General features: G+C 70.5%; 11 protein-coding genes. 5 read left to right on the top strand and 6 right to left on the bottom strand.

Annotated features, from left to right (window positions below; translation table 11 throughout):
• The first annotated feature begins 198 nt into the window (after positions 1 to 198).
• The 5 genes from EIZ45_RS47255 (at position 199) to EIZ45_RS44925 (ending at position 7,201) form a co-directional block, all read left to right on the top strand.
• Positions 199 to 3,513 (top strand): DUF885 family protein, encoded by a 3,315-nt coding sequence (locus EIZ45_RS47255; protein WP_134670153.1) that lies wholly within the window; start codon positions 199 to 201, stop codon positions 3,511 to 3,513.
• Positions 3,510 to 4,709: a fumarylacetoacetase gene (gene fahA / locus EIZ45_RS47250; protein ID WP_134670151.1), complete on the top strand. Its 1,200-nt coding sequence runs from the start codon at positions 3,510 to 3,512 to the stop codon at positions 4,707 to 4,709. The genes EIZ45_RS47255 and fahA overlap by 4 nt, the downstream gene beginning before the upstream one ends.
• 84 nt (positions 4,710 to 4,793) lie before the next feature.
• The gene (locus EIZ45_RS44935) at positions 4,794 to 5,834 is read left to right on the top strand and encodes an LLM class F420-dependent oxidoreductase (protein ID WP_037812396.1); all 1,041 of its coding nucleotides are present in this window, start codon (positions 4,794 to 4,796) and stop codon (positions 5,832 to 5,834) included.
• 159 nt (positions 5,835 to 5,993) lie between these two features.
• Entirely contained in the window at positions 5,994 to 6,956 is a 963-nt protein-coding gene (locus EIZ45_RS44930) for a Ppx/GppA phosphatase family protein (RefSeq protein ID WP_134670149.1), read from the top strand.
• A gap of 41 nt (positions 6,957 to 6,997) precedes the next feature.
• Positions 6,998 to 7,201 (top strand): hypothetical protein, encoded by a 204-nt coding sequence (locus EIZ45_RS44925; protein WP_037812392.1) that lies wholly within the window; start codon positions 6,998 to 7,000, stop codon positions 7,199 to 7,201.
• Positions 7,202 to 7,240: 39 nt separating this feature from the next.
• On the opposite strand, the gene EIZ45_RS44920 is transcribed toward EIZ45_RS44925, so the two are convergent.
• The 6 genes from EIZ45_RS44920 to EIZ45_RS44895 all read right to left on the bottom strand — a co-directional run bounded on the left by EIZ45_RS44920 (position 7,241) and on the right by EIZ45_RS44895 (position 15,029).
• Positions 7,241 to 9,610 (bottom strand): glycoside hydrolase family 65 protein, encoded by a 2,370-nt coding sequence (locus EIZ45_RS44920; protein ID WP_037812390.1) that lies wholly within the window; start codon positions 9,608 to 9,610, stop codon positions 7,241 to 7,243.
• On the bottom strand, positions 9,607 to 10,338 hold the full coding sequence (locus EIZ45_RS44915; protein WP_134670147.1) for an HAD family phosphatase: 732 nt from the start codon (positions 10,336 to 10,338) through the stop codon (positions 9,607 to 9,609). Before EIZ45_RS44915 ends, EIZ45_RS44920 begins: the two co-directional genes overlap by 4 nt.
• 287 nt (positions 10,339 to 10,625) lie before the next feature.
• Positions 10,626 to 11,459, bottom strand: coding sequence for a transposase family protein (locus tag EIZ45_RS44910; protein ID WP_205670321.1), 834 nt, complete (start codon positions 11,457 to 11,459; stop codon positions 10,626 to 10,628).
• A gap of 313 nt (positions 11,460 to 11,772) precedes the next feature.
• A complete protein-coding gene (locus EIZ45_RS44905; protein WP_199817639.1) occupies positions 11,773 to 12,930 on the bottom strand; it encodes an ROK family protein in 1,158 nt (385 codons plus the stop codon).
• Between the two features lie 229 nt (positions 12,931 to 13,159).
• Positions 13,160 to 14,464, bottom strand: a complete 1,305-nt coding sequence (locus EIZ45_RS44900) for a carotenoid oxygenase family protein (RefSeq protein ID WP_134670145.1) — start codon at positions 14,462 to 14,464, stop codon at positions 13,160 to 13,162.
• 4 nt (positions 14,465 to 14,468) lie between these two features.
• The gene (locus tag EIZ45_RS44895; protein ID WP_037812383.1) at positions 14,469 to 15,029 is read right to left on the bottom strand and encodes a hypothetical protein; all 561 of its coding nucleotides are present in this window, start codon (positions 15,027 to 15,029) and stop codon (positions 14,469 to 14,471) included.
• Between the last annotated feature and the right edge of the window lie 53 nt (positions 15,030 to 15,082).

The raw sequence follows: 15,082 nt of genomic DNA, 5'->3' as shown, positions 1-15,082 counted from the left end.
CACCGCGCCACCGCGCCACCGCGCCGTCGGCGAATCGGCGCGTCCCGCGGCGGCGGGCGGGACCGCGCGAGTTCCACGCCCCGGCACGCCGGTACGGCCTGCCGAGGGACCGGCCGCCGAGGACACGGGCGTCGGCGCCCCTGTCTCGATTAGGGTCGGGAGCAGCACTCGCTCCGCCTACCCTGGGGGTCCACGCCGATGACCGTCGTTTCCGATCTCGCCGACGAACTCGTCGAGGTGTCGTTCGACCACGAGCCGCTCGACGCCGCCATTCTCGGCATCCGGCCGGACGCGCCGGGGCTCGGCGATCCGTCGGCCGCGGCGGAGGCGGCGCTGCGCGGGAAGCTCGCCGGGATCCGGGAGCGGGCCGAGGCGGTCGACCCGGCCGGGCTCGACGACGTCGACCGTGTCACCCGCGACGTCCTGCTCAGCTCCGTCGACGGCACCCTCGACCGGATGGACAGCCGGGTCGTCGACTTCACCGTCACCGACCTGTTCGTCGGGCCCGCTTCCGGGCTGCTGTCCGCGCTGCCGATGGTCACCGTCACCGCGGAAACCGCCGAGGTGCATCTCGGCAGGCTCCGCGAGATCCCGGAGTACCTCCGCGCCGTCGCGCAACGGCACCGCGACGGCATCGCCGCCGGGCTGCTGCCGATCGAACGCCTGGTCAAGGCCGCGATCGCGCACCTGGACCGCTACCTCGCCGAGCCCGAGAACGACCCGCTGCTGCGCCAGCCCGCCCCGGACGACGAGTTCGCCGCGCGCCGCAGGCAGATCCTCGAAGACGTCGCCCGGCCCGGCTTCCGCGAGTACCGCGACTTCCTCGAGGCCGAGGTCCTCCCGCACGGCCGCCCGGACGACAAGGCAGGCGTCTCCTGGCTGCCCGGCGGCGACGAGATCTACGCCCGTCTCGCCCGCACCCACACCACCAGCAACCGCACCCCGCAGGAGCTGCACGACACCGGTCTCGCGGTGATCGCCGGCCAGGTCGAGCAGTACCAGGCGCTCGGCGAGCGCGTGTTCGGCACGCGCGAGCTGCCGGAGATCTTCGAGCGGCTGCGCACCGACCCGAAGCTCCGCTGGACGAGCGCCGAGGACCTCCTCGAAACCGCCCGCACGGCCATCTCCCGCGCCGCGGCGGAGGCGCCGAACTGGTTCGGCAAGATCCCGGAGCACCCGTGGACCGTCGAGGCGGTGCCGGAGGACTCCGCACCCGGCGCGCCCCCGGCGTACTACATGCCGCCCGCCGCGGACGGGTCCCGGCCGGGCGTCTACTTCGCGAACACCCACCAGGCCACCGAGCGGTTCCGGCACACCGCCGAGGTCATCGCGTTCCACGAGGCGATCCCGGGCCACCACTTCCAGCTCAGCACCGCGCTCGACCTCGCCGACCTGCCGCTGCTGCGCCGCATCGGCAACTTCACCGCGTACGCCGAGGGCTGGGGCCTCTACACCGAGCGCCTCGCCGACGAGATGGGCCTGTACTCCGACGACGTGTCGCTGCTCGGCATGCTGACGATGGAGTCCATGCGGGCCGGCCGGCTGGTCGTCGACACCGGCCTGCACGCGCTGGGCTGGAGCCGGCAGCAGGCGGTCGACTACCTGCTGGAGCACACGCCGATGGCGCAGGTCGAGATCGAGTCCGAGGTCGACCGGTACCTCGGCTACCCGGGCCAGGCGCTCGCGTACCTGGTGGGGCGGCTGGAGATCGAGCGGTTGCGCAAGCAGGCCGAACAGCGGCTCGGCAGCCGCTTCGACGTCAAGGCCTTCCACGACACGGTCCTCTCCGGCGGATCCCTGCCGCTGTCGGTGCTGGACGCCGTGGTCACCGAATGGGCCGCGGGCTACGGCGATACCGTCGTCGGCCTGGCGGACGAGCTGGTCGAGCTGGACTTCGAGCGGGAACCGCTGGAGCGCACCGTCCTCGGCCTCCCCGGCGACCATACGAAGCTCGCCGACCCGAGCCTCGCCGCGGCCGAGCGCGACCGGGCCAAGTACGTCGCGATCGCCGAGCGCGCCGACGCGATCGACCCGGCCGGGCTGACTCCGTCCGAGGTCATCACCCGCGAGGTGGTGCGCACGCACGCCCGCGGCGCGATCGACACGATCGACTCGCGGCTGTCCGGCTTCGCGGTGAGCGACGGGTTCAGCTCGCCCGCGCTGAACCTCATGACCATCCTTCCCGCGCTGGCCCCGGACGACGCGGACAAGGCACGCGACTACCTCACCCGGCTGGCGGCGATCGGCGGCTATCTGGACGCGGTGATCGAGGCGCAGCGGGCGACCGTCGCGGACGGGTTCGCGCCGCCGGACTTCCTGGTGCGCATCGGGATCGAGTACGTCGAGCGGTACCTCGCGAACGAGGACGGCGACCCGTTCCGCGTCACGCCGTCGGTCGAGGTCGAGGGCTTCGCGGCGGAGTGCGACCGGCTGCTCGCCGAGGTCGTGCGGCCCGCGTACCGCCGCTACCGCGACTTCCTCGCCGAGGACGTGCTGCCGGTTTCGAAGACGGACAGCCAGCCGGGCATCAGCCACCTGCCGGGCGGGCTGGAGAAGTACCAGGGCCTGATCCGCGCGCACACCACCACGGACCGCACCGCGCAGGAACTGCACGACACCGGGCTGCGGCTGGGCGAGAAACTGGCCGAGGAGTACCGCGAACTGGGCTCCCGCGTGTTCGGCACCGGAGAGCTGCGGGAGATCTTCGACCGCCTCCGCACCGACCCGGAGCTGCGCTGGCGCGACGGCGAGGAACTGCTGGAAGGCGCTCGCACCGCGATCGCCCGGGCGGAAACCGTTGCGCCGCAATGGTTCTCCCGGGTGCCGGACGCGAAGTGCGCGGTCGAGCCGGTCCCGGAGGCGGACGCGGCGAGCGGCACCATCGCCTACTACCTCCAGGCCGCCTTCGACGGTTCCCGGCCCGGCACGTACTACGCGAACACCTACGAGGCGAGTTCGCGGCCGCGGTTCACCAGCGAGGGGATCGCGTTCCACGAGGCCGTTCCCGGGCACCACTTCCAGCTCACGTTCGCGCAGGAACTCACCGATCTGCCGCTGCTGCGCCGGATCGCGCCGTTCAACGCCTACATCGAGGGCTGGGGCCTGTACGCGGAGCGCCTCGCCGACGAGATGGGCCTGTACTCCGACGACGTCGCCCGCTTCGGCATGCTCGCCCAGGACTCGATGCGGGCCGGGCGGCTCGTCGTCGACACCGGTCTGCACGCGCTGGGCTGGACCCGGCAGCAGGCGGTCGACTACCTGGTCGAGCACACGCCGATGGCGAAGATGGAGATCGAGGCGGAGATCGACCGGTATGTCGCGAATCCGGGCCAGGCGCTGAGCTACATGGTGGGGCGGCTGGAAATCCAGCGCGTCCGCGCCGAGGCCGAGCGGGCGCTGGGCGACCGGTTCGACATCCGCGCGTTCCACGACGTGATCCTGGGCAACGGGATTCTCCCGCTGTCCGCTTTGGACACCGTGGTCGGCGCGTGGATCGCGGAGGCGTCCGCGTGACCTGGCTCGACCTTCCGGCCGACACCCTCTTCGGCCTCGACAACCTGCCCTACGGCGTCTTCTCGCACGGCGAGCGGACCCGCCGGGCCGGCGTCGCGGTCGGCGACCAGGTGCTCGACCTGACCGCGGCGGCCGAGGGGGAGTCCTTCGGCCGCCTGCTCGACGCGGGCGTGCTGAACCCGCTGCTCGCCGCCGGCCCGGACGTTTGGGCCGAGGTGCGGGCGCGGGTCCGCGAATGGCTCTCCGAACCGCGGCACGCCGACCGGATCCGGCCGCATCTGGTGCCCCGCAACGACATCACGAGCCATCTGCCGGTGGAGGTCGCGGATTACGTCGACTTCTACTCCAGCGAACAGCACGCGATCAACGCCAGCCGGATCTTCACCGGTGGCGACGACCTGGTGCCGGAGAACTGGAAACACCTGCCGATCGGCTACCACGGCCGCGCGGGCACCGTCGTCGCGTCCGGCACGCCGGTGATCCGCCCGGCCGGGCAACGGAAACCGCGCAAGGCCGCGGAACCGTCGTTCGGCGCGGCCAAGCGGCTCGACTTCGAGGCGGAGGTCGGCTTCGTCGTCGGCGTGGGATCGGAGCTGGGCGCGCCGGTGCCGATCGACGAGTTCCCCCGCCACGTCTTCGGCGTCTGCCTGGTCAACGACTGGTCGGCGCGCGATCTGCAGGGCTGGGAATCGCAGCCGCTCGGGCCGTTCCTCGGCAAATCGTTCGCCACGTCGATATCGCCGTGGCTGGTTCCGCTGGCCGCGCTGGAGCACGCCCGCGTGCCGCAGCCCGCGCAGGACCCGGAGCCGTTCGACTACCTGCGCGCGGCCGAGCCGTGGAGCCTGGACCTGACGCTGGAAATCCGGATCAACGGACGGCTCGTGTCCAGTCCGCCGTTCGCCACGCAGTACTGGACGGGCGCGCAGCAGCTCGCGCACCTCACCGTGAACGGCGCGAGCCTGCGCACCGGCGACCTGTACGCGTCCGGCACGGTCACCGGCCCGGCGAAGGACCAGCGCGGCTCGCTGCTGGAGCTGAGCTGGGGCGGGCGCGAACCGCTCGCGGTCGGCGAGGAGACCAGGACGTTCCTGGAGGACGGCGACGAGGTCGTCATCACCGCCTCCGCCCCAGGTCCAGACGGTGCGCGGATCGGGTTCGGCGAGGTGCGCGGGACGGTGGCGCCCGCTGTGGTGTGACCCACGCCGTAGCGTCGTCACCCGGGCGGCCGCATAATGAGCAAACGCTTAGTCACAGTCGACCGGCACGGGAATGAGGGATCGATGAGGATCGGCACCGGCGTCAGCTACTCGGGCGGGTTCGCCGAAAGCGTCGCGGACATCGTGGAGCTGGAACGGGTCGGGCTCGACATCGTGTTCGTCCCCGAGGCCTACAGCTTCGACGCGGTGAGCCAGCTCGGCTTCCTCGCCGCGAAGACCGAGCGCGTCGGACTGATGTCGGGCATCTTCCAGATCTACACCCGCACGCCGAGTCTCACCGCGATGACCGCGGCCGGGCTGGACTTCGTGTCCGACGGCCGCTTCACCCTCGGCCTCGGCGCGTCCGGGCCGCAGGTCATCGAGGGTTTCCACGGCGTGAAGTACGACGCGCCGATCGGCCGCACCCGCGAGATCATCGAGATCTGCCGCCAGGTGTGGAAGCGCGAGCGCGTCGTGCACGACGGCAAGCACTACACGATCCCGCTGCCCGCCGACCAGGGCACCGGGCTCGGCAAGCCGCTCAAGCTGATCAACCACCCGGTGCGCGAGCGGATCCCGGTCGTGCTCGCCGCGCTCGGGCCGAAGAACGTCGCGCTCGCCGCCGAGGTCGCCGAGGGCTGGCAGCCGATCTTCTTCCACCCGGAGAAGGCCGCCGACGTCTGGGGCGCTTCGCTCGCCGAGGGCAAGGCCAAGCGCGACCCGCAGCTGGGCGAGCTGGACGTGTTCGCCGCTCCGCCGCTGGCCATCGGCGACGACGTCGACCACCTGCTCGACTGGGTGCGCCCGGTGTTCGCGCTGTACATCGGCGGGATGGGCGCGCGCGGCAAGAACTTCTACAACACGCTGGCCTGCAACTACGGCTACGAGGCCGAGGCCAAGCAGATCCAGGACCTCTACCTCGACGGCAAGAAGGAAGAAGCCGCCGCGGCGGTCCCGACGGAGCTGCTGCGCGCCACGTCGCTGGTCGGCCCGGCCGGGTACGTGAAGGAGCGGCTGGCGGCGTTCAAGGAGGCCGGCGCGACGACCCTGGCGGTCAATCCGCTGCAGCCCGGACGCGAGGCGCGAGTGGCCGCCGTCGCCAAGCTGAAGGAGCTGCTCGGGTAGGTCCGCTATGATGCGGGCTACTGAGAGTGTGAAAAAACCGCACCTCAGGTCGATGCCGCCGTCGAAATGCCGTCAACTCCCCGCGCGGGACGCGAATTCGGGAGTAAGAACGGGTTCAACGGGGAATCCGGGCGGGGCGAAAGCGAGGTAGGCCGGGCTGTGCGCAGAATCGAAGGACCCGCTGCTGCGGTGCTGGACGTCGGGTCGTTCAGCGCCCGGCTTGTCGTGCTCGAACCCGGCGGATCCCCGATCGACCCGGCCTTGACGCACCAGACCCGGCTGCGGCTGGACCGCGAACTGGACGACGACGGACGGCTCAGCAAGTGCGGCATCGCCGCCATCGCCAAGGCCGTCTCGAACGGAATGGAATTCGCCCGCGAGCACGGCGTCGAAGACGTGTTTCCGCTGGCCACCTCGTCAATCCGGGACGCGGTCAACTCCCGCGACGCGGTCCGCGCGGTCGCCAAGGAAACCGGGGTCGAACTGCGGTTCCTCTCCGGCCGCCGCGAGGCGGAACTGACCTACGTCGGCGCGCGCCGCTGGTACGGCGCGTCCGGCGGCCCGCTGCTGGCGCTCGACATCGGCGGCGGCACGGTCGAGCTGTCCGCCGGAGCGGGGGAGCAGGCCACGTTCGCGCGGTCGCTGCCGCTGGGCGCCCGGTCGGTTACGCGCGACTGGCTGCCCGCCGAACCGCCGGTGCGCAGCAAGCAAGTGCGTGCGCTGCGTGACCACCTGCTGGAGGAAGTCTCCGCCGCACTGGGCGACGTTAAGGACGAGCTGGCCGAACACCGCGTGGTCGGCTGTTCGAAGGTGCTGCGGCAGCTGGCGCGGCTGGCGGGCGACCGTCCGGGCAAGGCCCGCGAACTGCACCTGGACGACGTGCGCGCATGGATTCCGCGGCTGTCGGCGATGCCGTTCGCGCGGCGCGCGCAGCTGCCGGGGATTTCGCGGCAGCGGGCCCAGCAGGCGCTCGGCGGCGCGGTCGTCGCGGAAGCGCTGCTGACGGTCGCGGGCGGGAGCCTGTCGATCTGCCCGTGGTCGACCCGGGACGGGCTCCTGCTGACGCTGCTGGACCAGCTCACGGACGCGACCGGAAAGCAGCGCTCGCGTCCGGCCGCGTGAACTCCCTGGTGCGGGCGCGGTAAACCGGGTATCCCGGAGAGATGACCCCGCGCAGCGAATTCCTTCCCCGCGACCGGTCCGAGGACGACGACGAGGAAACGCCGTTCCCCGCGCGCCGCAAACGCGAGCTGCCGGACCCGGACGAGCTGCCCGGCGAGGTGGCGAACGCGCCGGGCCCGGATCTGAGCCCTTCCCGGACCGACGAGGTGCCTCGGGTGCCGGGCACGGACGAAACGCCGTCGTGAGCGGCAATCGCGGTTCTCGCCGCGATTGCCGCTGACGAGTCAGCTCCGGTCGAACTGCCGCACCTTCGACGGATCCCGGCGCGCCGGGGCCCGGCCGATCGGCTGGACCGGCGCGGGGCCCGGGTCGAGCTTCGGGATCGGCAGTTCCACCGGCTCCTCGGTTACGGTGAACCGCTCGCCGTGGTGGAGCAGGTCGAGCGGCGGGCCGTTGAGCACCCGGTACGTCGCCGCGCCGGGCCGGATCGACACCTGGAACCGCGTTTCCCGGAACGCGAGGCGGAAGGTGAGGCCGCCGAGTTCGTCCGGCAGCCGGGGCGCGAACGACAGCTGGCCGCCGTAGTCGCGGAAGCCTCCGAATCCGGCGACGGCGGCTTGCCAGGCACCGGCCAGCGACGCCATGTGCAGGCCGTTGCGGACGTTGTTGTGCACGTCGTGCAGGTCGGTCAGCGCGGCTTCGGCGAGGTAGTCGTACGCCAGCTGCAGGTGCCCGACCTCGGCGGCGATGACGGCCTGCGTGCCCGCGGACAGCGAGGAATCGCGGACCGTCCGTGCCTCGTAGTAGGCGAAGTCGCGGGCTTTTTCCTCCGGGCTGAACGAATCGCCGCAGAGGTGCAGGGCGAGCACGAGGTCGGCCTGCTTGACGACCTGCTTGCGGTAGAGGTCAAAATACGGGTAGTTCAGCAGCAGCGGGTAGAAATCCTCGTCGGTGGCGGCGAAATCCCACTCGTCGTGCTGCAGGAAGCCTTCCGACTGCGGGTGCACGCCGAGTTCCTGGTCGTACGGCAGCGCCATCGCGTCCGCCGCGGCGCGCCAGGAATCGATCTCCGGAGCGTCCACTTCGAACTGTTCGGCGACGTCCGGATGCCGCTGGCACACCTCGGCCGCGGCGAGCAGGTTCCGGCGCGCCATCAGGTTCGTGTAGACGTTGTTGTCCGCCACCGCGGAGTACTCGTCCGGCCCGGTGACGCCGTCGATGCGGAAGTGCCCGTGGTGGTCGAAATGCCCGAGGGACGCCCACAGCCGCGCGGTTTCCAGCAGCAGCTCCGCGCCGCAGGTACGCTCGAAATGCTCGTCCTGGGTGGCGTTGACATAGCGCACGACAGCGTCGGCGATGTCCGCGCTGACGTGGAACGCGGCGGTGCCGGCGGGCCAGTACGCGGAACATTCGGCCCCGTTGATGGACCGCCACGGGAAAGCCGCGCCGCGCAACCCGAGCTGGGTCGCGCGTTCCTTGGCTTTGTCTATTGTGGAGTGTCGCCAGCCGAGGGCGTCGCGGGCGGCGTCCGGCATCGTGTACGTCAGCACCGGCAGCACAAAAGTCTCGCTGTCCCAGAACGCGTGCCCGTCGTATCCCGGTCCGGTGAGGCCTTTTCCGGCGATAGCGCGGGTTTCGCCGCGGGCGCCGGCCTGCAGCAGGTGGAAGAGCGCGAACCGGACGGCCTGCTGGAGTTCCGGGTCGCCGTCGATTTCGATGTCCGAAGTGGCCCAGAAATCGTCCAGGAACTGGCGTTGCTCGGCGGCGAGCCCCTTCCAGCCGGTCTGCCTCGCGCCCGCGAGCGCGGCTTCGACCTGCGCCCGCAGCGCCGGGGCGGACCGTTGCGCGGACCAGCCGTAGGCGAGGAATTTGGTGACCCGCAGCCGTCCGCCCTTGGGCACGTCGACCGCGGCGGTGAGCCGGGCGAGGTCCTCCTCGGCGTGGATGCGGGTGCGCAGGCCGTCGTCCACCTCGATCTTGTGGTCCATCGCGGCGGCGACCCGCAGCCCGGACATCCGGGTCTGGTGCACCAGCACGGCCTGGTAGCCCGCGGCGTGGCTGAACTCGCCGACCAGCGGCGCGTCGAGCGCGGCGGCGACGCGCGGGTCGTGCGTGTCGGACTCGACCGGCTCGTTGGCCAGCAGGTCGGACTGCACGACGAGCTGCAAATCCTCGTCCAGCGGTTCGACCTCGTAGCGGATCGCGGCGACCGCGCGCTGGGTGAAGGAAACCAGCCGTTCGGTGGTCACCCGCACCCGCCTGCCGGTGGGCGAGGACCATTCGGTGACCCGCCGCAGCGTGCCGCGGCGGAAATCGAGCACACGGTCGTGCGCGGTCGCGATGCCGTAGCGCATGTCCAGCGGCTCGTCCTCGACCAGCAGCCGGATGATCTTGCCGTCGGTCACGTTGACGACGGTCTGGCCTTCCTCCGGATAGCCGTAACCGCCCTCGGCGTAAGGGAGTTCGTGCTGTTCGTAGAAGCCGTTGAGGTACGTGCCGGGCAGCCCGCGCGGTTCGCCTTCCTCAAGCGTGCCGCGCAGTCCGATGTGTCCGTTCGACACCGCGAAGGCGGATTCGGTGCGCTGCAACGCATCCACGTCGAGCCCGCGCCAGCGCAGCTCCCACGGCGCGCATTCGTAACCGGATTCCGTCACTTGTCCTCCAGCAGGTCGGCGAGGTCGTCCACCACGACGTCGGCGCCGTGCGCGCGCAAGGCGTCGGCCTGGTTTTCCCGGTTCACGCCCACGACGTAACCGAAACCGCCGGCTTTGCCTGCTTGGACGCCGGATTGTGCGTCCTCGAACACCGCGGCCTGCTTCGGGTCCACGCCGAGTTCCTTGGCACCGGCCAGGAACGAGTCGGGTGCGGGCTTGCCTTTGAGGTGGTCGCGGCGGATGACCAGGCCGTCTACGCGAGCTTCCACGAAGCGGGACAGGTCTGCCGCGTCGAGGACTTTCGCGCCGTTCGCGGAGGAGGTCACTACGGCGATCCTGAGTCCGGCTTGCTTGGCGGCTTCGAGGTAGCGGACGGAACCCGGGTAGGGGTTTACGCCGCGTTCGTCGATGATTTTCAGGACCAGCTCGTTTTTGCGGTTGCCGATGCCGTTCACGGTCGGGGCGTCGACGGGGTCGTCCGGGGTGCCTTCGGGGAGGTCGATTCCGCGGGAGCGGAGGAATTCCCGGACGCCGTCGGCCCTCGGGCGGCCGTCTACGTAGGTGGCGTAGTCGGTGTCGGTGAATTCCTGGAAGTTCGCGGTGTCGCGGGTGCGGAGGTATTCGTCGAACGTCCGTTTCCACGCCTCGCGGTGGAGCACGGCCGTCCCGGTCAGTACGCCGTCCAGGTCGAAGAGGCAGGCGGTGATGGTGTCGGGCAGTCCGATCATGCCTGCAAGGTACCGGGCGTTCGGCGGGTGNCTTGGTGGTTGCGTGGGGCACCCCGAAGTTTGATTGTGCTGACGGTTCGGGGGTGCTTGTCAAGGCGGGAAAGATGCCTTGACAAGCACCCCCGAACCGCAGGGAAGCTTCGTATCGGGGTGCGGGGGAGGGGCTGGGTGCCTCGATGGGTGGGTGCATCGGCTGCGGTTGGGCGGGGGTGGGGGCTAGCGCCCCAATGGGGATTTTTCATCCTGGTTTGTGCTGGTCATGGCGGGTTGGCGGGGTGTGGTAGTTGTCAGGCCGGGGTGGGCTGGGCGGTGTCGCGGGTGTGTTGTTCGTGCTGGGTGAGGACGAGCAGGGCGCGGACGAGGGTGGTGGCGTGGCGTGGTGCGATGCGGAGTTTGTCGAGGATGCGCCAGGTTTTGAGGGCGGCGAAGCCGCCCTCGACCGCGCAGCGCATGGCGTTGAACGCGGAGTTGGCGGTTTTCTGGGCGTGGGTGAGCGGCCGGTTCGTTTCGGCTTTGTAGGGGGTGAGCACGATCTGTTCGCACGGCCCGTCGCACTGGTCGCAGCGGCGGGTGTCGCGGACGTCTTTGCGCCAGCCCTGGTAGCCCTTGTCCGCGGCGGGGGTCAGGCCGCGGGCGTGGATGCGGTCGCGCAGCCGGTGGCGGCGGGCGGCGGTGATGTCGGCGGTCCTGCCCGGCAGCGCGGCCGAGACCCACAGCAGCCGTCCGTGTTCGTCGGTGAGGCCTTGGACGTTGAGGCCGTGGTGTTTGTGCTTGCCGCTGTAGTTGCGGCGATTGTCTGTGCCGGTGCGGCGGCGGGTGCGGATCAGGGTCCCGTCGGCCAGCACCACCGCCGCGCCGCGGGCGGCCAGCCGCCGCAGCACCCGGTCCAGCCGCGGCGCCCGGGCCGCGAGCAGGTCGATGGCTTCCAGCAGCCAGCGGCGGATCGTGGCGGCCGACACCGCGTTGGCGCGGGACAGGTCCAGCAGCCGCTGGTCGTGGCGCAGCATCGCCAGCACCAGCACCGCCTGCTCGGCCGGGGACGCCTTGCGCCACCGCGACCCGATCGCCCGGCGGCGGCGGCCGATCAACCCGGCCAGCATCGCGATCGTGGGCGGCGACACCGGCAACACGCTGCGATACGAGGCCAGAACCTGCTGTGAGACAGTGGGACCGGAGCCCCCGGACGTTTTTTCTTGAGTCACGACTTGATCAACATCCGGGGGCTCCGCCACGTTCCGGCCACGGGCAGGCAACCGGCAGGCCCGTTGCCGCACAACCACTCCCGCCACCGTCAACCCCGCCTGACCAGCACCAACAGGATGAAAAACCCCCAATGTGGCATTGGGTGCGTGGGATGCACCCAATGTGGCGTTCGGTGCGTCTGACGCACCCAATGCCACATTGGGGGCGGCATCCCGGTGCTGCGGCGGAATGCTAGGCGGCGCCTACTCGGCGGTCGAATACCAGGCGTTCCGCTGCGCGTAAGCCGACGCTGATTGCGCCGGTTAGTACGCCGTCGTCGCCTAGTTCGCCTTGTACCACTGTGGTGGTTAAGGGGGTGAAGGCGCGGAGTGCTCGGTCGATGGGTTCCAGCAGGAGGTCTGCTGCCGTTCCTACGCCGCCGCCCAGGACGATGAGTTCTGGGTCGATTACTGCGGCTACCGAAGCGACTGTGTAGGCGAGGCGGTCTGCTTCCGCGGAGACTGCGCGTTGGGCCAGTTCGTCGCCTTCGCGGGCCAGGCGGAAGACTTCGCGGGCGGATCGTGCTGTGCCCAAGCCCAGTTCGCGTGCGCCGCGGACTACTGACTGTGCGGCGGTGGCTTCTTCCAGGTGTCCGCGCGCGGGTGGTTCGGCCGGTTCGTCGGCGACGCGGGTGCGGCCGTAGGGGAGGTAGCCGATTTCGCCTGCGGCGCCGGTGGCGCCCCGGAAGACTCGGCCGTCGACCATCAGGCCCATGCCTACGCCCGTGCCGATGGTGATGCAGCCGACCACCGATGCTCCGCGGGCGGCGCCGCTTTCCCATTCGCCGACCGCGGTGAGGTTCGCGTCGTTCTCCACCACCAGTTCCGGGCCCAGGACCTGCTCCAGGTCGTCGAGCAAGCCGGGGCGGCCCCAGCCGGGCAGGTTCGGGGCGTGCCGGAAGCAGCGTTTCACCGGGTCCGCGACGCCGGGGGAGCCCAGTACGCGGACCACGATGTCGTCGTTGGTCAGGCCCGCCTCGGCCACGATGTCGGCGGCCAGTTTGCCCAGTGCGGAGATCAGCGCGCTGCCGGAGCGGGCCGTGTTGCGCACGTCGCGTCGGGCGACCGTGGTGCGGCCCAGGTCGGCGACCGCGACCCGGATGTGCTCGCGGCCGATGTCCAGTCCCAGCACGTACCCCGCGGTCGGGTCCGCCTCGTAGAGCACCGCCGAACGGCCGGTGCCGGTGGACGTGTGCCCGGTCGCGCGGGCGAGCCCGGCGGCCTCCAGCGCCAGCAGCGCCTGGCTCACCGTGGGCTTCGACAGCCCGGTGTCCTTCGCCACCTGCGGCCGCGTCGCGGGCCCGCCGCGGCGCAGCAGGTCGAGCACCGCCCGCTGGTTGATCATGCGCATCCCGGCCGGGGTGCCGACCGGTGGTGTACCCGACCCTGCCACCTGCTGAGTTTCCTTCCCGTTCGGACTTCCGTCCTGCCACGGTAACCGGATTCGCCCCGCTTTGGCAGGAAAGTTTCTTTTCTTCCGGCTCGGGAGGGCAGGCGGGAGGTCTTGCCCGACGATACGGGCTCGGCGGGCAAGACCCGGGGACGGCACGCGGAGTGTGCCGTCCGCTGATCGAGGCGGATCAGGCGTCGGGCAGCCAGTTGCCGTGGAAACCGGCGGGCACGCGGCCGGGCAGGTGGACCGTCGCGACCGGATCGGCTTCGAGGTCCTGTGCGTCGAGCACGACCAGATCGCTGCGGTCGTTGGGGCCGTCGTAGACGTAGGCGAGCAGCCAGCCCGCGCCGTCCGGACGGTCGTCCGCCGGTACGAAAACCGCTTCGCCCGGGATGTGCCCTTCCGGGAACAGGTGCTCGCGCGACGCGTTCGTGTGCAGGTCGTACCGGCGCAGCACGAGCGGGCCTTCCGGGCTGTGCCATCCGGTGACGTGGCCGAAGCGAGCGTCGAGCCCGGCGAGCCGGTCGTCGATGCGGGGGAACTCGCCGTCTCGGTCGTCGAGCAGATCCTCGGCGACGGTGCCCGCGCGCGGGTCGATCGTCCACCGCCACAGCACGCCCTTCGGATTCGGGACGTCCGGCTTGGACAGATGCCCGTACCGCACGACGTGCACCACGATCCGGCCGTCGGCGGTGTCGTGCGCGTTGAGGGTGTGGAAGACGTAGCACGGGTCGATTTCGAACCAGCGCACGCCGTCCTCCGGCCGGTCGCGGCTGAGCAGGCCGAGCCGCGCGCCGTACGTGTCGCTCCAGCGGTACGGGATCCCGCCGTCGGTCGCGTGGTCGAACACCACCGGGAGGTCGAAGAACACCACGTGCCGCCGGGTGAGCGCGAAATCGTGCATCATCGTCAGCCCGGGAACGTCGATCGGCTGCTGCACCACGAGTTCCCCGGCGGCGTCGGCACGGTAGTAGCTCACGTGCGGGGCGGTGATGCTGCCGTAGCCGAAGAAATGCAGTTCGCCGGTTTCCGGGCAGATCTTGGGATGCGCGGTCATCGCATCGGCCAGCTTGCCGCCGAAATCGTAGACGCCGACAGTGTCGAGATCCGTGGTGATTTCGTACGGCAGCGAGGATTCCACGAGCGCGAGCGTGCGTCCCGCGTGGTTGACGACGTGGGTGTTGGCGACGCTCCACCGGAGATTCCGGGTTCCGTCGGCGTTGTAGAGCGCCGGATCCGGAAGATCGAAGCTTTCGGTGCGCACCCAGCGATTGCGATACCAAGCGGCGCGGCCGTTTTCCAGCCGCACGCCGTGCACCATTCCGTCGCCGGTGAACCAATGCGCGCTGTCCTGGCGCGGATTCGGCCCGTTGCGCAGATACCAGCCGGTGAGTTCCGGCGGCAGCGCACCGGTGACCGGCAGGTCGTAGGCGGTGAGTTCATCGTGGACCGGGGCGTAGTGGCCCTTGAGGTGGAAATCGGTGGTGGTCATGGATTCACGCGGCTTTCTGGGCACGGGCCCGGACGATGCGCGGATAGCGGATGGTGAACGAGATCGGAATCGCGAAGCCGAGCACCTTGATGACGACCAAGCCGACGGTGTCGTGCGGCGCGTAATGCAGCAGGACGGCTTCGGCGATTCCGGCGACCGTGAAGCTGGCCGCCCATACCGCGGTGATGACGACGTTGACGCGGCGGAACACCGCGGTCGCGGCGATTTCCGGCGGGACCATCGTTTTCGCGATTCCCAGGGTGAACGGCCGTTTCGCGGCGACCGACCCCCAGGCGGTCGCCGCGAGCCACAGATCGGTGAGCGCGCCGACGTAATCCCGGAGCGGCGAGGCCGGGTCGCTGAAGGACCAGATCGACAGCGCCGCGAAGAAAACGACCGCGGAGACCTCGATGACCAGCGTGTCCCAGCCCTTGCCGCGCCGGCGTTCGAGCAGGAGCAGTCCGCCCGCGAGCACCAGCCCGGTCAGCCCGGACCAGCGCCAGTCGGCCTGCGTCGACACGACCGCGAAGGCGATCCACGGAAGGAAACTCTTCAGGTAGTTCATCGGTGCCCCTCGCTCACGTTCCTGTGGTGACATGTCAAAGCTAGAACGTCCGG

This window comes from Amycolatopsis sp. CFH S0740 (assembly GCF_004522315.1).
Taxonomy (GTDB): Bacteria; Actinomycetota; Actinomycetes; order Mycobacteriales; family Pseudonocardiaceae; genus Amycolatopsis; species Amycolatopsis nivea.
This window is presented reverse-complemented; position numbering and strand designations above follow the sequence as displayed.